This is a genomic window from Enterobacter cloacae complex sp. SHL022, from assembly GCF_049237785.1.
GTDB lineage: Bacteria > Pseudomonadota > Gammaproteobacteria > Enterobacterales > Enterobacteriaceae > Enterobacter > Enterobacter hormaechei_C.
Genome location: NZ_JBMKJH010000006.1, coordinates 237,771 through 255,098 on the forward strand (window position 1 = coordinate 237,771; position 17,328 = coordinate 255,098).

Consider the following 17,328-nt stretch of genomic DNA (forward strand, 5'->3'; position numbering starts at 1 on the left):
AGGCAGGGTGTCGGGGAAATATGGCGAGGGAAAATTTGCTTAACCCACCCGATGGGGCCAGTGGATATCACCCACGCCATTGAGCTGCGGGCGGGCGAACAAAAAGCCCTGGAAGCGCCGAATACCGGCGTATTCAAGCCAGCACCACTCTTCTATCTTCTCAATGCCTTCTGCGACCAGCGTAATCTCCAGATCGGTGCAGCAGCTGATTATCGACTTCACAATCGCCTGCTTGGGCCCGCTCAGGTGGATATCGCTGACGATCTCTCTGTCGATTTTGAGTTTATCCGGCTGGAACCGCGTGAGCAGCGAAAGACCAGCATAGCCGGAACCAAAATCATCTATCGCCAGCCCAACCCCTTCCGCCCGCAGCTGTTTAATCGCGCTGTTAAACTGGTTGAAGCCTGAAATCATCTCGTTCTCAGTGACTTCAATGATCACCTGCTCCGGCTGTAGATTGTGCTTTTTGATCTGCGTTACCAGGAACTCTACCGCGCCCGGCACGTTAACCAGCGACATTGGCAGCAGGTTCACCGCCAGTTTGTGGCTGCCGATGCCGAGCTTTTGCGCCAGCGCAAAGGTCCAGGCTTTGGTTTGCAGGTCGACTTCGTAAATCAGTTCACGATCGAGACTACGGAAGAAATGCTCCGGGCTGCCGCCGTCGTTTCCGCGTATAAGCGCTTCGAGAGAACTGATCTTGCCTTCGGACGGCTCGACAATGGGTTGCAGCGCAAACTGGCAGGGCTGTCCCGCCAGCAGACCTAACCCTTTACCAAACGGCGCGCGCTCTCGCGAAAGGGTCCATTTATCGGGCTCATAGTCCGAAGCGGGTGGGATAGCGGTTTTACCGGTGATAAAGGTCTGAATGAATTTGAAGACCCGATCCTCAGAAGTCAGATAACTTTCCAGCTTGCTGTAATGCAGAACCGACGCCAGAACCGCTTTCGGGGTCTGAACGTCCAGGTCAAACAGCAGCATTCCCACGTCTTCGAAACGTCTGCGCGGGCCGTAATCGCGCATCAGCTCCACTACGCCGGTATGCCGGTCATCAGCACGGATGGAGTTAAAAAGCGCGACGACGCGCTGTTCCGTGCCTTCGAGAATTTGCAGAACGTCACGTCCACGGGAGAGAAGAATGCCTGAGATGCCCTGCTCCGTGTTACGGATCCTGGCCTGTTCAACCAGCGCGCTTAACGCTGCGGAGGTGCAGGTTAAGCTCAGCTGGCTTCGATAAATGAGAGTTGTCAGCACAGAAACGGGGTCCGGTATGGGGTATACGCCTGAACGGTACTGTTTAACACAGTTCCCCGGTGTGACCTAATCTATTCCACGTCGGGCTTAATTATCACCGATACGGCTGTCGATCCGCGTCTGCATATAGTCGTAGAACGGATTCGACGTCACGCGCATCAGCGCATCTTTGCCGACGCTCAGAACCGATGTTTCTCCCCACAGGGCTATCGTCCCGAGGCTGATACCGTAGCGGTTTTTCACCGCAGGATGGCGGCCATAAAGATCGTCATCCTGCGGGAACGGAATGGCAACATGTGACAGGGAATAAACCTCCTGCGGATACGCGACCGACAGCGGCATCACCGTTTCCCGGGTGCTGCCCGCTGGCGTTTTCTTTGCCACCATATCAAACCTGTCGGGGCTGGCATTGGTCACAATTGTGACACTGTAACGTCTTTTTGCCTCCGGCAGCAGGTCAGCCACCGCCGTCCAGGATGATGGCCTGAACAGTGGACGGAAACTCCCGGCCTGGTTGATATCAAAAACCACCAGTTCGCTGCCGTTTGCCGGAAGCTGGTCAAACAGCCCGCTGACCACGGCGCGGGTACTGACCGTTGAATCCATGACCGACTGGAAAGCAAGTATCGGCGGAAGCTGCGCCAGTTTGTGATCATGAACACCGCGATTTATCTGCTCATGCAGCGCCTGGGTAAGCAGCCAGGACTGACGTGCCGCATTCACCGGGAACGAATTGTATTTATAAGGATTATATTCTGGCGAAATGTTGAGCCACGCGGCTTTGGCAAACGCCGGTAACATAGCCGGTAGCCCGGCGAATCCGGCAAAGCGCGCAAACGCCGTGACGCCAATCATCGGTGAGAGCAAAACGATCTGCTCAGGTTGACGCAGTGCAGGCGCATCAAGGGCGTCGAGGGCATATTTCATCGCCAGCGCCCCGCCGTTGGAGTAGCCCACCAGATGCAGGGGGAGATCGTTCCCCGTCAGGCGTGTCGCTTCACGAACCGCGAGGCGCGTTGCCGCCAGCCACGCCTCCCAGTCAACGTCTGTCAGCGCGCCCGGTGCCGTGCCGTGTCCGGGCAAACGAGGCACTACGGCCACAAAGCCGTGCTTTTGATAATTCTCTGCCAGATGCCTGACGCTGTAGGGCGAATCCGTCAGACCGTGCAGCAATACCACCCCCCCGCGCGGCTTTCCGGCAGGCATCAGCACGAACGACCGGTTTGCATCCGGGGAAAAGTGTCCTGGCCACACCAGGCTCTGGCGGTAATAACGGTTCAGCGGCGTGCGCTCTGCGGGGGTGACTTTCGCCGTCACCTCAGCGTCGAGAGCGGTGAGGATGGCGTTTTCCCGCGCGACATACGCTGCGAAGGTCGCGTTATCCATCTCCTGCACGGACATTTCGTCAGCCCGCCAGGTGTGCCAGTGATGCAGGGCCGGCCCCTGCTGCGAAAGATAAACCCGCACCGCCAGCAGCACGAGCACAATGATCCCGATGACCATCGCTATTTTTTTTGCGAGAGCCATCAGGCGCACGCTGACCCGCCAGGGCAAATTCGCCATGTAAGGCTCCCTCTTTTTTCCCAGAGCTTTCATCTTACCAAAAAATGTGAAGAGGCTGACGTATTCACCAAATAGATACCCTTCAGCCTGCACACTGCACCAAAAGTGAACTACGCTGCACAAATGTTGATCACATGTTAAACAAATATTGCATTAACTTTGCTGGACAGCGCGTTTTCGCCGCAATGTGAACATGGCACGCGTCCTGCATTGTTAATCCGGTAACAGAAACCCGGCCTTTGACAGCCAGTTAACAGCGAGGCGGTATGACGACCAAACCTGAGGTGTTGAGCCGTATCGAAGCGACCTTTAGCCAGCTCACCCCGAGCGAAAAACGGGTGGCAAGCTGGATGCTGGCGCACGTCGGGCAGATCCCCTTTGAAACGGCAGAGAGCGTGGCGCTGGCCACGGCCACCAGCGGGATCACCGTCGGACGCTTTCTGCGCAAGCTGGGCTATCGCAACCTGGACGACGCCAAAAAAAGCCTGCGCGATCCCCACCAGCCCTGGGGCATTAACGAGCGTCTCGACTCCTGGAAGCAGCAACAGCCGCTGTCGGATCGCCTTCAGAACTCCCTGTCGCTGGAGGTGGACGCCATTGCCCATGTCTACCAGCTGGCGCAAAGCGAAACGTTCAGGCAGGTGGTCCAGCAACTTACCCATGCCGACGCCGTTTTCGTGCTGGGGATCCAGTCCACGCGCGGGATCGCCAATGCGTTCTTCAGCCATCTGGAGTATCTGCGCCCGCGGGTGAGCTATTCAGAAGGGCTCTCCGGTAGCTGGGTGGAGTCGCTTAACTCCGGCTTTGCGAACCCGTATATCGTGCTGACGGATACCCGCGCCTACTCCGCCATTGCCCGCCAGTACTGCCGCGTGGCGAGCGAAAAAGGCCTGGCGATGGCGCTGATCACCGATATCTGGTGCCCGTGGGCGCGGGATTACCCGATTGATTTACTCCAGGTGAAGACCGATACCGGCCATTTCTGGGATTCGCTGGCGCCGGTGAGCTGTCTGTTCAACCTGCTGCTGTCGGGCGTTGTGGAGGCGCTGGGGGATGCGCTGCCGGAACGTCTGGCAATCAACCGACAACTACAACAAGAGTTTGGTCAATTTGAACGCTAAAGGAGCGGAGCTATGCCTGAAGAGAGTCAACTGATTGATGTGGCGAAAACCTTTCCCACGCTGCATATCGATCTGAAATACGCGACCGCCGATAACATCACTGGCCGCCCGATCTACCAGCACGCCGCGTGCCTGTTGCATACGGATGCCGCCACCGCGCTGGCGAAAGCGATCGGCATCGCCGCGCTGGCCGGTCTGAAGCTGGTGGTTTACGACGCCTACCGCCCCCAGCAGGCGCAGTCGCAACTCTGGGATGCCTGCCCCAATCCGGAATACGTGGTGGATGTCGCAATTGGCTCTAACCACAGCCGGGGCACCGCCATTGACGTCACGCTGATGGATGAACACGACAACGTGCTGGATATGGGTGCCGGGTTTGACGAAATGCACGACCGTTCTCATGCCTGGCACCCTTCCGTTCCGCCTGAGGCGCAGCGAAATCGTCTGCTCCTGAACGCCGTTATGTACGGCGGCGGTTTTGTGGGCATCAGCAGCGAATGGTGGCATTTCGAACTGCCGAATGCCGCCAGCTACCCGCTGTTAGATGACCAGTTCGCCTGTTATCCGACCACACACTCACTGTAATTCTGGAGCCCCGCCATGAAAACAACGCTGCTTACAACCCTGATTGCCGCTACGCTCGCCCTGAGCGCCCCTCTCGCGCTGGCGGCGGTGCCAAAAGATATGCTGGTGATTGGGAAAGCTGCCGATCCGCAAACGCTGGATCCGGCGGTCACTATCGATAACAACGACTGGACGGTGACCTACCCCTCGTACCAGCGTCTGGTTAAATACAAGCCTGGCACCACGGAGGTGGAAGGCGATCTGTCGACGGGCTGGAAGGCGTCTGACGACCAGAAAGAGTGGACGTTCACCCTGGCAGATAATGCAAAATTCTCCGACGGCACGCCGGTGACCGCCGAAGCGGTCAAGCTGTCGTTTGAACGTCTGCTGAAAATTAACCAGGGACCTTCCGAAGCGTTCCCGAAAGATTTGAAAGTGGACGCGGTGGATGAGCATACGGTGAAATTCACCCTCAGCCAGCCGTTCGCCCCGTTCCTCTACACGCTGGCCAATGACGGCGCGTCGATCGTCAACCCGGCGGTGCTGAAAGCCAATGCCGCCGACGACGCTCGCGGTTTCCTGGCGCAAAACACCGCGGGTTCCGGACCGTTTATGCTGAAAAGCTGGCGGAAAGGTCAGCAGCTGGTGATGGTGCCCAACCCACACTGGCCGGGTGAAAAGCCGCACTTCAAGCGCGTCTCGGTCAAGATTATCGGTGAAAGCGCCTCGCGTCGCCTGCAACTTTCCCGTGGCGATCTGGATATCGCCGACGCCCTGCCGGTGGATCAGCTTGCCGCTCTGAAGCAGGAAGGCAAAGTGGCCGTGGCGGAATACCCGTCCCTGCGGGTGACCTACCTCTATCTGAACAACAGTAAGCCTCCGATGAATCAGGTGGATTTGCGCCGCGCGGTCTCCTGGGCGACCGATTATCAGGGGATGGTGAAAGGCATTCTCAGCGGGAACGGCAAGCAGATGCGCGGCCCGATCCCGGAGGGCATGTGGGGCTTTGATGCGAACGCCATGCAGTACAGCTTTGACGAGGCCAAAGCCAAAGCGGCGCTGGAAAAAGTCAACGATAAACCCGCCAGCCTGACGTTCCTCTACTCCGATAACGACCCGAACTGGGAGCCTATCGCCCTCTCCACGCAGGCGAGCCTGGGCAAGCTGGGGATTAACGTCAAGCTCGAGAAACTGGCGAACGCCACCATGCGCGACCGCGTCGGCAAAGGTGATTATGACATTGCGATTGGTAACTGGAGCCCGGACTTCGCTGACCCGTACATGTTCATGAACTACTGGTTCGAATCGGACAAAAAAGGGCTGCCGGGTAACCGCTCATTCTATGAGAACAAAGAGGTCGATGCGCTGTTGCAGGCGGCACTGAAAACCACCGATCAGGCGGAGCGCACCAAAGATTACCAGCAGGCGCAGAAAGTGGTGATTGACGAGGCGGCTTACGTTTATCTGTTCCAGAAGAACTATCAGCTGGCGATGAACAAAGAGGTCAAAGGCTTCACCTTTAATCCGATGCTTGAGCAGGTCTTTAACATCGCCACCATGAGTAAGTAACGGCCCACGCCGGGGGGAAGTGTATGACGTTCTGGAGCATTGTGCGCCAGCGCTGCTGGGGGTTAATCCTGGTGGTGGCCGGTGTCTGTATTATTACTTTTATTATTTCACACCTGATCCCCGGCGATCCGGCCCGCCTGCTGGCCGGTGACCGCGCCAGCGATGAAATCGTGCAGGGCATCCGCCAGCAGCTGGGGCTGGATCAACCGCTCTATATTCAGTTTGGCCGCTATGTAGAGGCGCTGGCGCATGGCGATCTGGGCACATCCATTCGCACCGGTCGCCCCGTTGCGGAAGATTTGAAAGCCTTTTTCCCCGCCACGCTGGAACTGGCCTTCTGCTCTTTGCTGCTGGCCCTGGTGATTGGCGTGCCGCTGGGCATTTTATCGGCGGTGTACCGTAACCGCTGGCTGGATCACCTGGTGCGACTGATGGCGATGACCGGCATCTCGACGCCTGCCTTCTGGCTGGGACTGGGAGTTATCGTTCTGTTCTACGGGCAACTGCAAATTCTGCCCGGCGGCGGCAGGCTGGACGACTGGCTCGATCCGCCCGCCCACGTTACCGGTTTTTATCTGCTGGACGCTCTGCTGGAAGGCAACGGCGAGGTGTTTTTCAACGCCCTACAGCACCTGATTCTCCCCTCCCTGACCCTGGCCTTTGTGCATCTGGGTATTGTGGCGCGTCAGGTACGTTCCGCGATGCTGGAGCAACTGAGCGAGGATTATATTCGTACCGCCCGCGCGAGCGGGTTGCCGGGGTGGTACATCGTGCTGCGCTACGCCTTACCCAACGCCATGATCCCCTCCATTACCGTGCTCGGGCTGGCGCTGGGCGATCTGCTGTACGGGGCAGTCCTTACCGAAACCGTGTTTGCCTGGCCGGGAATGGGAGCCTGGGTGGTGACCTCCATTCAGGCGCTGGACTTCCCTGCCGTCATGGGCTTCGCGGTCGTGGTATCGCTGGCCTATGTCTTCGTCAATCTGGTGGTGGATCTGCTGTATCTGTGGATCGACCCGCGAATCGGGCGCGGAGGTGCCGAATGATGTTAACTCAGGAAACGCCCGTCCCTGTCAGCACCGCTAAACAGCGCATTAACTGGGCAAAGCTATTGTGGATGTTACGCAAAAGCCCGCTCACGCTGATCGGCGGGGTGATTATGATCGTGATGCTGCTGATGATGATGGTCTCGCCGTGGATAGTCCCGCACGATCCGAATGCGCTGGATCTGACCGCGCGATTGCAGGCGCCTTCAGCCCAGCACTGGTTTGGCACCGATGAGGTGGGCCGGGATCTGTTCAGCCGCGTGCTGGTGGGCAGCCAGCAGTCCATCACGGCGGGGCTGGCGGTGGTGGTGATTGCGGGCGGCATCGGTTCTCTGCTCGGCTGTTTGTCCGGCGTACTCGGCGGACGCGGCGACGCCATCATTATGCGTATCATGGACATTATGCTCTCCATCCCCTCGCTGGTGTTGACGATGGCGCTGGCCGCCGCGCTCGGCCCAAGCCTGTTTAACGCGATGCTGGCGATTGCGATTGTACGCATTCCGTTTTACGTGCGGCTGGCACGCGGGCAAACGCTGTTGGTGCGCCAGTTCACCTACGTGCAGGCCGCCCGCACCTTTGGCGCATCGCGCTGGCACCTGATCAGCTGGCATATTCTGCGTAACGCCCTTCCGCCGCTGATCGTACAGGCGTCGCTGGATATCGGCAGCGCCATCCTGATGGCCGCCACGCTGGGCTTTATTGGATTAGGCGCGCAGCAGCCGACCGCCGAATGGGGCGCGATGGTGGCCGTGGGGCGTAACTACGTGCTTGACCAGTGGTGGTACTGCGCGTTTCCGGGGGCGGCAATTCTGATCACGGCGGTTGGGTTTAATCTGTTTGGCGATGGTCTTCGCGACCTGCTGGATCCCAAATCAGGAGGGAAGCAGTCATGAGTGATTCCGTATTATCGATTGAAGATTTGCATCTGAGCTTCCCCATTTTTCGCGGTGACGTCCACGCGCTCAACCACGTCTCGCTGGAGATTGGCCGGGGTGAAATTGTCGGCGTGGTGGGCGAATCCGGCTCGGGAAAATCGGTCACCGCGATGCTGGCGATGCGCCTGCTGCCGGAAGGCAGTTACCATGTTCACCATGGCCGGGTCACCCTGCTCGGGGAAGATGTCCTGAACGCGTCGGAAAAACAGCTTCGTCAGTGGCGCGGCGCCAGGGTGGCGATGATTTTTCAGGAGCCGATGACGGCGCTTAACCCTACGCGCCGGATTGGCAGGCAAATGGTGGAGGTGATCCGCCAGCATCAGTCGCTTTCCCGCCGCGACGCGCAGCAGAAGGCGATCGCCCTGCTGGGCGAGATGCAAATCCCGGATGCGGCACAGGTGATGGAACGCTATCCGTTTGAGCTTTCCGGCGGCATGCGCCAGCGGGTGATGATCGCCCTTGCCTTCTCCTGCGAGCCGGAGCTGATCATTGCCGATGAGCCGACCACCGCGCTGGACGTGACCGTTCAGCGTCAGGTGCTGCGGCTACTGAAACACAAAGCGCGCGCCAGCGGGACGTCGGTGCTGTTTATCAGTCACGATATGGCGGTGGTGTCGCAGCTTTGTGACCGGATGTACGTTATGTACGCGGGCAGCGTGATCGAAAGCGGCAGCACGCAGACTTTGATCCACCATCCTGTACACCCCTATTCGATTGGCCTGCTGCGGTGTGCCCCGGAAAATGGTGAACCGCGCGAGATCCTCCCGGCCATTCCCGGCACGGTGCCTAACCTCAGCCACCTCCCGCGCGGATGTGCCTTTCGCGAACGCTGTTTTGCTGCCGGGGCGAAATGCAGCGAAACGCCGCGCTTAATTTCCACGGGCGCAGAAGGCCAACAGGCTGCCTGCTGGTACCCACAACAGGAGAGACGCCATGTCTGAGGTACTGCTGGAACTGGATAGCGTGCATGTGAATTTTCCTGCGCGCAAAAACTGGCTGGGGCGCGTGACGGAGCAGGTACACGCCCTCAACGGCATGGATCTCCGGATCCATCGCGGCGAAACGCTGGGCGTTGTGGGGGAATCCGGCTGTGGAAAGAGCACGCTGGCGCAACTGCTGATGGGCATGCTCAAACCGAGTACAGGTGCCTGTCAGCGCGCAAATGCGGCAGGCGATATGCAGATGGTATTTCAGGACCCGCTCTCGTCCCTCGATCCGCGTTTACCCGTCTGGCGCATCATTACCGAGCCGGTGTGGATACAGCAACGCCGCAGCGAACGGGAGCGTCGTCAGCTGGCTGAGACGCTGGCGCAGCAGGTGGGCATTCGAGCAGAATATCTTGACCGCCTGCCGCATGCGTTTTCGGGCGGACAACGCCAGCGCATCGCTATTGCCCGGGCGCTCTCTTCAGATCCGGACATCATCGTGCTGGATGAACCCACCAGCGCGCTGGATATTTCTGTCCAGGCGCAGATCCTCAATTTGCTGGTTGCCCTGCAACAGCAGCGAAATCTGACCTACGTACTGATCTCGCACAACGTCTCGGTGGTCCGGCACATGAGCGACCGGGTGGCAGTGATGTATCTGGGGCAGATCGTGGAGCTGGGTCCGGCGGACCAGGTGCTGAGTCAGCCGCGGCATCCGTATACGCAGCTGCTGCTTGACTCCGTTCCCCGTACCGGAGAACCGCTGGACGAAGATCTGGCATTACGCAAAACAGATCTTCCCGGTAATCGCCACCTGCCCGTTGGCTGCTACTTCCGCGACCGCTGCCCGCTGGCGATGCAGGGATGTGAACGGCCGCAGCCGCTTCAGCCCGCAGCCGAAGGCCGAAGCGTACGCTGCTGGCGTAACCGCTAGATTTGCGCCATCCCGCCATCGACAAACAGCTCCGTGGCGTTAATAAAGCTGGCGGCATCGGACGCCAGAAACGCCACGGCTTTCCCGACTTCGCCCGGCGCGCCCAGGCGACCCAGCGGTACCTGGGCCGCCAGCGCATCGTATAATCCCTGACGCTGTTCTTCGGGAACCAGATCGCCAAGACCGGGCGTTTTCACGGGGCCAGGGCTGACGACGTTGACGCGTATCCCGCGGCCCTGTAAGTCCAGCGCCCAGGAGCGGGCAAAGTTACGCACGGCGGCTTTACTGGCGCTGTAGACGCTAAAATTCGCCGTCCCCTTAATCGAAACCGTCGATCCGGTGAGGATAATGGATGAACCAGATGAGAGCAGCGGCAGCGCTTTCTGGACGGTGAACAGCACGCCGCGCACGTTGGTGGCAAAAATCCGGTCAAACTGCTCTTCGGTGATAGCGCCCAGCGGCAGCATGTCGCCGCCCCCGGCGTTGGCGAACAGAATATCGAGTCGTCCTTCTTCTTTAGCAATCTGCGCGTAAACCGCATCCAGATCGGCCATTCTGGAGACGTCCGCGCGGATAGCTACCGCCGCGGCGCCAATGTCTGCCCGGGCAGCATCCAGTTCGGCCTGACGACGTCCGGTGATATAGACCTTCGCTCCCTGCGCCGCCAGCTCCTGTGCCGTTGCGAGACCAATACCGATGCTGCCACCGGTCACCAGAGCGATTTTTCCTGCAAGCGTTGTATTCATACTCATAACCTTTTGTTGTGATGTAAAAGAGGAGCGTTTGCCCGCGTCAGGCAGACTTTAGACCTTGCGGGATTAGCGATAAACGGGCAAAAATGAAAATGAATTTTCACAGCAGGAAATAATCAGAGGAGATCTATGTGGATCAGCTAATGGCAATGCGTGCCTTTACGCGGGTGGTTGAATCCGGAAGCTTTACCCGAGCGGCAGACTCCCTGAACATGCCGATAGCCACGCTGAGCAAGCTGGTAAAATCACTTGAAGCGCACCTGGAAACACGGCTGCTGCATCGCACGACGCGCCGGGTGGTCACGACGGCAGAAGGCATGGAATACTACGAGAAAGCGCTACGGGTATTAATTGATATAGAGGACATTGATACCGCCTTTCGCGCATCGTGCTGCACGCCCAAAGGCCATTTGCGTATTGACGTGGGGGGCTCAACCGCCCGGGACGTGCTGATCCCCCTGCTGCCGGATTTTTTTCAGCGCTACCCGGATCTGCGCATTAACCTGGGGGTAGCCGATCGTCCGGTAGATTTAATCAGCGGAAACGTGGACTGCGTGATCCGCGGCGGCGCGCTGGATGACTCTTCGCTTATCGCGCGGCATATCGGTGATGCCGGGATGATCGCCTGCGCGGCGCCGGGCTATCTTAAAGCTCACGGCATCCCTGCCTATCCGCAGGAGCTGCGCAACGGCCATAAGCTGATTAGCTACCTTTCCCCGGTTACCGGACGCGCATTTCCGTTCCGCTTCCTCGACCGGGGTGAGCCGCTGGAGATCAGCGTACCGCACCATCTTGGGGTCAATGAAAGCAACGCACATCTGGCCGCGGCGCTGGCGGGTTTAGGGATTATTCAGACGTTTGGCTATGCTGCGAGAGCGCATCTGGAAACGGGCGCGCTGGTAGAGATCCTGAGCGACTGGCGTCCTAAGGCGTATCCTTTTCACGTGGTCTATCCCCAGAGTCGGCATTTAACGCATCGCCTGAGAGTGTTTATTGCGTGGCTTGCCGAGGTTTTCCCTGCGGCAGTGAAAGGTTAGCCGGGCATTTGCCCGGCCTGATATCAGTTCAGTTTGTAATCCAGCGTGATTTCGGCTTTCAACAGCTGCGATACCGGACAACCCGCCTTCGCTTTCTGAATAATGCCGTCGAACTGCTGCGGATCGATACCCGGTACCGTCACCTTGCTTTGTAGCGCCACTTTGCTGATGGCAAAACCGCTGTCGGTTTTATCCAGCGAGACATCCGCCGTGGTATCGATGGAATCGGCAGTATAACCCGCTTCGCCCAGCATTAGAGACAGGGCCATAGAGAAACAGGCCGCGTGCGCTGCGCCAATCAGCTCTTCCGGGTTAGTCCCTTTTTCGCCCTCGAAGCGGGTGTTAAAGCCGTAAGGTTGCTGGTTAAGGACGCCACTCTCTGTGGAGACCGTCCCTTTGCCGCGTTTGATGTCGCCAGACCAGTGTGCTGAACCGTGCTTATGAATCGTCATTCTTGCTCTCCTTTTGGCTTACAAAGGGATAAGTATAGGACGCATAATCCATTTTGCAGGGAAGACAGACTAGTCCGAGCGCGTGGCAAGGTGGTTTGCAAGTGCATCCAGGAACACACGCTGCGCCGCAGGCTGGTAGTCTCGCGACTGATAAATACCAAAAATACCGATCGGTTTTGGCGTAAAGGCGCCGAGCACCGGCACCAGGCTGCCCTGCCGTAGCGCCGCGTCGGCCTCGCGCTCGGGCAGCATGGCAATACCACAGTGGTTTATCGCCGCCTCCATCAGCAATGACGAGATACTGGCGCTGAGATTGCCGCTGACCGCCGTCGTGACCGACTCCCCTTCTGGCGTCAAAAAACGCCACGACTGACCGGCAAAAAAGCTGTAATGCAGGCAATTGTGCCGGGATAAATCCTCCAGCTGCTCTGGAACGTCCCGACTGGCAAGGTAGTGCGGCGAGGCGCAAAGTACGGACCGACACTCTCCCAGTCGGCGGGCGATCATGCCCGGTTCAGGGTTATCGGTGATGCGGATCGCCACGTCAATTCGCTCGCCCACCAGACTTACCGGATGATTGTTAACATCCAGCTCAATGCGCAGCTGAGGGTAACGCTGCAACAGATCGGGCAGCACCGGAACGATAATATGCATCGCCGTAAAGTGCGCGCAGGCGACACGAAGCGTGCCTGAGGGTAAATCCTTCACTGACTGATCTTCAATTTCCTGAGAAATTTGCGAGAGCGTGCGGGTCTTTTGCAGGACCTTCTCCCCCGCCGCCGTCAGCGTCAGCTTGCGGGTGGAGCGGTTCACCAGCCGCGCCCCGGCCCACTTCTCCATCTGCTCCAGATAACGGCTCACCATCGGACGGGAGATCCCCAGCGCCCGCGCCGCCGCGCTTAAACTCCCCAGCTCACAGATGCGGTTGTACACCTGGGCGGCAATAACGCGATCCATTTTGACCTCCATTTGCTCGATTTATGAAACTAAGCATCTCCTGTTTCAGGAATTCTGGCAAATGAAGAGATCCGTACAATAGAGACTTTCCTGAAGAACAGAGACTTGACCATGACTATCGCCCGCCTTGCTTTGCTGACAACCCTTTTCACTCCGGCCGTCTTTGCCGCGCCGTTGACCGTTGATACGTACAACCCGCAGGAAAAAGGCATTTTTGCCGTTTCTTCCACGCTGGTATCTGGCCCGAAAGAGGCGGTACTGTTTGACGCCCAGTTCAGCGTGAAAGATGGCGAAGCGCTGGTAGAAAAAATTCGCCACAGCGGTAAAACGCTGAACAAAATCGTGATCACCTCCGGCGATCCGGATTTCTATTTCGGCCTGCAACCGCTGGTGAAAGCCTTCCCTAATGCCAAAGTTGTCGCCACGCAACAGGTGGTGGACCATATCAAGGCCACAAAAGACGCTAAGCTCGCCTTCTGGGGGCCACAGATGAAAGACGGCGCGCCGACGCAGCTCTACGTGCCGCAGGTGCTTGCCTCAACCACCTTTATGATTGACGGTGAGAGAGTGAATATTGAAGAGCCTGAGAGCTATGCGGCGTACGTCTGGATCCCATCCGCAAAAACCATCCTCGGCGGCACGGGCGTCTCGTGGGGTATTCACGTCTGGACGGCGGATACCCAAACGCCGGAAAGCCGCAAACAGTGGCAGCAGACGCTGGATAGCATGGCAGCCCTTAAGCCCGAACACGTTATTCCGGGCCACTACCTTGGGACACCGCCAGCGGGTACCGGCGCTATCGACTTTACCCGTCGCTATCTACATCAGTTTGAACAGGCCCTCATGACACATAAAGCGTCAACCGGCGTCATTGACACGATGAAAAAACAGTGGCCGAATCTGGCTGAAGCCAGTTCGCTGGAATTGAGTGCCAAAGTGAATACCGGCGAAATGAAGTGGTAATATCCTGATTATCTCCTGCTATATTTAAATTTTTTATAGCAGGAGTTTACTATGCCATCGTCAGTAAGGGGCATCGACCATATCGGTATTACGGTGCCCGACATTGAAAAAGCCACCCTATTTTTTAAACGCGCTTTCGGCGCACAGGTTTTATATCATTCTGTCGATGCGGAAACCGATAATATTGATCAGGCCGCCCAACAGCACACCTTAAAATTATTTCCCGGCACAAAAATTTACGCCATTCGCATGCTTGTTATGCCCCATGGACCCGGCATTGAACTTTTCGAAATGCATGGCCCTGAACAGGGAATGCCCGCCCGCGCCAGCGACTTTGGCCTCCAGCATTTTGCTGTTTATGTTGATGATTTTGATAAGGCGATAGCCGCTTTCACCGCTGCCGGCGGGGAGATGTTTACCGCGCCAAAGCCGCTCACGTTTCCGGATGAGCAAGGTGAAGGGAATGCTTTCTGCTATGGGCAGACCCCCTGGGGCAGCATTGTGGAATTGATCTCCTGGCCGACGCCCATGCCTTATGAAAAAACGACAAATTTACGCCGCTGGAAACCCTGAATTTTATTTGTGTGCCAGGAGAGATGATATTTTTATTTCCAGGACGAATCTGAACCACAACGACGAAAATATTTGCCAATCTGAATGTGAATTACGATTTTGCACGCCGTAACATTAAACAGACAACGACACGGAGGCAGCATGTTTACTTATTACCCGGCACATACCACAGCAGCACAACCCGAACTCGTTAACGCGATTGCGCAGGGTCTTCAGGCGGAGCACGGTGTTGTTACCGAAGATGACATTTTGATGGAACTGACCAAGTGGGTGGAAGCCACAGACAATGACATCCTCAGTGACATCTACCAGCAAACCATCAACTATGTGGTCAGCGGGCAAAATGCACCTTTGTAAAAACCTGCTAAGCTGGATCTGCAATCTAAGGGGTTACATTTCGTTTGCGTGAGCAAACTTGTCCTTAAAACTATCAACGGGATTGAGGAGTTAAAATGAAATCGAACCGTCAGGCACGCCACATTCTGGGACTGAACTACAAGCTCTCTAACAAGCGTAAAGTGGTTATTGAGGAGGGTAGCGAAACTCAGGTTACCCACGCTACCGGCAGAAAACGCCCTTCCGGCAAGTAAGTTCCGGCACGATATTCACAACACCATCGGTAATCCCGATGGTGTTTTTGTTTATGTGTTGCGGTAATTAATATTCAGCTCCTTTATAATACCAACCGACCGCACCCCGTAGCACAGGCCAGAAAGATGACAAACAGCAGTGTCAGGGACGGATCTTCTTAAAAAGAGTGAGTGACATGGACAACAAACTGAAAAAACATCGTTCCCTTTATATTCCTTACGCCGGTCCGGTTTTACTGGAGTTTCCCCTTCTGAACAAAGGCAGCGCCTTTAGCATGGAAGAGCGCAGCAGCTTTAACCTGCTGGGCCTGCTGCCTGAAGTGGTTGAAACCATTGAAGAACAGGCGGAACGCGCCTGGATCCAGTATCAGGGTTTTAAAACCGAAATCGATAAGCACATCTACCTGCGTAATATCCAGGACACCAACGAAACCCTCTTCTACCGCCTGGTGCAGAACCATCTCGAAGAGATGATGCCCGTCATTTACACCCCAACCGTCGGCGCGGCATGTGAACGCTTCTCGGAGATCTACCGTCGTTCCCGCGGCGTGTTCATCTCTTATCAGAACCGTCACAACATGGATGACATTCTGCAAAACGTGCCGAACCACAACATCAAGGTGATCGTGGTAACCGATGGCGAACGTATTCTGGGCCTTGGCGACCAGGGCATTGGCGGGATGGGTATTCCCATCGGTAAGCTCTCGCTGTATACCGCCTGCGGTGGGATCAGCCCGGCCTACACCCTGCCGGTGGTGCTGGACGTGGGGACCAACAACCAGCAACTGCTGAACGATCCGCTGTACATGGGCTGGCGTCACCCGCGCATTACCGACGACGAGTACTATCAGTTTGTGGATGATTTCATCCAGGCCGTGAAGCACCGCTGGCCGGACGTGCTGTTGCAGTTCGAAGACTTCGCACAGAAAAACGCCATGCCGCTGCTGAACCGCTACCGCGATGAGATTTGCTCGTTCAACGATGACATTCAGGGCACTGCGGCAGTGACCGTCGGTACGCTGATTGCTGCGAGCCGTGCGGCAGGCAGCCAGCTTAGCTATCAGAAAATTGTCTTCCTGGGTGCAGGCTCCGCGGGCTGCGGCATCGCCGAGCAAATTATTGCCCAGACCCAGCGCGAAGGCTTAAGCGAAGAGCTCGCCCGCTCCCGCGTCTTTATGGTGGACCGTTTTGGCCTGCTGACCGACGGTATGCCAAACCTGCTCCCGTTCCAGACCAAACTGGTGCAGAAGCGCGAGAACCTGAAAAACTGGGATACGGATAACGAAGTGCTCTCGCTTCTTGACGTGGTGCGCAACGTGAAGCCGGATATTCTGATCGGCGTATCCGGGCAGACCGGCCTCTTCACGGAGGAGATTATTCGCGAGATGCATAAGCACTGCGAACGACCTATCGTGATGCCGCTATCGAACCCGACCTCACGCGTGGAGGCGACGCCGCAGGATATCATCGCCTGGACCGAAGGCAATGCGCTGGTCGCGACCGGCAGTCCGTTCGATCCGGTGGTGTGGAAGGACAAGCTCTACCCCATTGCGCAGTGCAATAACTCCTATATCTTCCCGGGTATTGGTCTGGGAGTGATCGCTTCCGGCGCGTCCCGCATCACCGACGAAATGCTGATGTCCGCGAGCGAAACGCTGGCAGGTCACTCACCACTGGTGAATAACGGTGAAGGCCTGGTACTGCCGGAGCTGAAAGACATTCATAAAGTGTCCCGCGCAATTGCCTTCGCGGTAGGCAAAATGGCGCAGCAGCAAGGCGTCGCGGTGAAAACCTCTGCCGATGCGTTGCAGCAGGCGATTGATGATAATTTCTGGATGCCGGAATACCGTAGCTATCGTCGTACTTCGATTTAAGCATCGCCCCTCACCCAGCCCTCTCCCCAAAGGGGAGAGGGTGAAAACCGCACCGGACAGTCCCCTCGCCCCTTTGGGGAGAGGGTTAGGGTGAGGGGAATATACGGCACTTCCCACTAGCCAAACCCATTTTCCCCCGCTACACTCCCTTCATCCATTAACCTACTGAATATATAAGGAGGCCAATTATGCTGTACTGTGAAATTTTCAATGTTTCACAT

Annotated in this window: 18 protein-coding genes and 1 pseudogene; 14 read left to right on the top strand and 5 right to left on the bottom strand. The window is 57.2% G+C overall.

Annotated elements, in window-relative coordinates; translation table 11 throughout:
- Positions 1–39 precede the first annotated feature (39 nt).
- Positions 40–1,251 (bottom strand): diguanylate phosphodiesterase, encoded by a 1,212-nt coding sequence (locus tag ACOTZD_RS14520; protein WP_003857082.1) that lies wholly within the window; start codon positions 1,249–1,251, stop codon positions 40–42.
- 87 nt (positions 1,252–1,338) lie between these two features.
- Complete coding sequence (locus tag ACOTZD_RS14525; RefSeq protein WP_174402307.1) at positions 1,339–2,814, bottom strand: alpha/beta hydrolase; 1,476 nt, start codon at positions 2,812–2,814, stop codon at positions 1,339–1,341.
- A gap of 266 nt (positions 2,815–3,080) precedes the next feature.
- Between ACOTZD_RS14525 and ACOTZD_RS14530 the strand changes: the two genes are divergently transcribed.
- The 8 genes and pseudogenes from ACOTZD_RS14530 (at position 3,081) to ACOTZD_RS14565 (ending at position 9,952) form a co-directional block, all read left to right on the top strand.
- Positions 3,081–3,935: a MurR/RpiR family transcriptional regulator gene (locus tag ACOTZD_RS14530; RefSeq protein WP_022651219.1), complete on the top strand. Its 855-nt coding sequence runs from the start codon at positions 3,081–3,083 to the stop codon at positions 3,933–3,935.
- A 12-nt stretch (positions 3,936–3,947) separates the two neighbouring features.
- Positions 3,948–4,520, top strand: coding sequence for a D-alanyl-D-alanine dipeptidase (gene ddpX, locus ACOTZD_RS14535; RefSeq protein ID WP_003857079.1), 573 nt, complete (start codon positions 3,948–3,950; stop codon positions 4,518–4,520).
- Positions 4,521–4,535: 15 nt separating this feature from the next.
- A complete protein-coding gene (locus ACOTZD_RS14540; protein WP_003857078.1) occupies positions 4,536–6,068 on the top strand; it encodes an ABC transporter substrate-binding protein in 1,533 nt (510 codons plus the stop codon).
- A 23-nt stretch (positions 6,069–6,091) separates the two neighbouring features.
- Entirely contained in the window at positions 6,092–7,114 is a 1,023-nt protein-coding gene (locus tag ACOTZD_RS14545) for an ABC transporter permease (RefSeq protein WP_003857077.1), read from the top strand.
- Complete coding sequence (gene ddpC, locus ACOTZD_RS14550; protein WP_174402308.1) at positions 7,111–8,007, top strand: D,D-dipeptide ABC transporter permease; 897 nt, start codon at positions 7,111–7,113, stop codon at positions 8,005–8,007. Before ACOTZD_RS14545 ends, ddpC begins: the two co-directional genes overlap by 4 nt.
- Positions 8,004–8,990 (top strand): ABC transporter ATP-binding protein, encoded by a 987-nt coding sequence (locus ACOTZD_RS14555; protein WP_003857075.1) that lies wholly within the window; start codon positions 8,004–8,006, stop codon positions 8,988–8,990. The genes ddpC and ACOTZD_RS14555 overlap by 4 nt, the downstream gene beginning before the upstream one ends.
- 94 nt (positions 8,991–9,084) lie before the next feature.
- Positions 9,085–9,885: pseudogene (locus ACOTZD_RS14560) on the top strand (ABC transporter ATP-binding protein); the annotation flags it as partial.
- A complete protein-coding gene (locus tag ACOTZD_RS14565; RefSeq protein WP_349861263.1) occupies positions 9,842–9,952 on the top strand; it encodes a hypothetical protein in 111 nt (36 codons plus the stop codon). The pseudogene ACOTZD_RS14560 and the gene ACOTZD_RS14565, both read left to right, overlap by 44 nt.
- Here the strand turns inward: ACOTZD_RS14565 and ACOTZD_RS14570 are convergent.
- Positions 9,906–10,655 (bottom strand): SDR family oxidoreductase, encoded by a 750-nt coding sequence (locus tag ACOTZD_RS14570; protein WP_174402310.1) that lies wholly within the window; start codon positions 10,653–10,655, stop codon positions 9,906–9,908. The two genes, ACOTZD_RS14565 and ACOTZD_RS14570, sit on opposite strands and share 47 nt — an antisense overlap.
- Positions 10,656–10,792: 137 nt before the next feature.
- Here ACOTZD_RS14570 and ACOTZD_RS14575 point away from each other — a divergent pair, with 137 nt between their 5' ends.
- Positions 10,793–11,698, top strand: a complete 906-nt coding sequence (locus ACOTZD_RS14575) for a LysR family transcriptional regulator (RefSeq protein ID WP_048244118.1) — start codon at positions 10,793–10,795, stop codon at positions 11,696–11,698.
- Between the two features lie 23 nt (positions 11,699–11,721).
- On the opposite strand, the gene ACOTZD_RS14580 is transcribed toward ACOTZD_RS14575, so the two are convergent.
- Both ACOTZD_RS14580 and ACOTZD_RS14585 read right to left on the bottom strand, forming a co-directional pair.
- Positions 11,722–12,150, bottom strand: coding sequence for an OsmC family protein (locus ACOTZD_RS14580; protein WP_003857069.1), 429 nt, complete (start codon positions 12,148–12,150; stop codon positions 11,722–11,724).
- 69 nt (positions 12,151–12,219) lie between these two features.
- Positions 12,220–13,107, bottom strand: a complete 888-nt coding sequence (locus tag ACOTZD_RS14585; protein WP_234903206.1) for a LysR family transcriptional regulator — start codon at positions 13,105–13,107, stop codon at positions 12,220–12,222.
- A 111-nt stretch (positions 13,108–13,218) separates the two neighbouring features.
- Here ACOTZD_RS14585 and ACOTZD_RS14590 point away from each other — a divergent pair, with 111 nt between their 5' ends.
- From ACOTZD_RS14590 to ACOTZD_RS14610, 5 genes are all read left to right on the top strand, one after another.
- Complete coding sequence (locus ACOTZD_RS14590) at positions 13,219–14,070, top strand: Vmh family MBL fold metallo-hydrolase (protein WP_174402312.1); 852 nt, start codon at positions 13,219–13,221, stop codon at positions 14,068–14,070.
- 51 nt (positions 14,071–14,121) lie between these two features.
- Positions 14,122–14,643 (top strand): VOC family protein, encoded by a 522-nt coding sequence (locus ACOTZD_RS14595; RefSeq protein ID WP_104468639.1) that lies wholly within the window; start codon positions 14,122–14,124, stop codon positions 14,641–14,643.
- Positions 14,644–14,784: 141 nt separating this feature from the next.
- A complete protein-coding gene (gene bdm / locus ACOTZD_RS14600; RefSeq protein ID WP_003857061.1) occupies positions 14,785–15,000 on the top strand; it encodes a biofilm-dependent modulation protein in 216 nt (71 codons plus the stop codon).
- 95 nt (positions 15,001–15,095) lie between these two features.
- Positions 15,096–15,233 carry a stationary-phase-induced ribosome-associated protein gene (gene sra, locus ACOTZD_RS14605; RefSeq protein WP_003857059.1) on the top strand — a complete coding sequence of 46 codons (138 nt, stop codon included), beginning with the start codon at positions 15,096–15,098 and terminating at the stop codon, positions 15,231–15,233.
- A 176-nt stretch (positions 15,234–15,409) separates the two neighbouring features.
- Positions 15,410–17,107, top strand: coding sequence for an NAD-dependent malic enzyme (locus ACOTZD_RS14610; RefSeq protein WP_003857058.1), 1,698 nt, complete (start codon positions 15,410–15,412; stop codon positions 17,105–17,107).
- Positions 17,108–17,328: the final 221 nt, after the last annotated feature.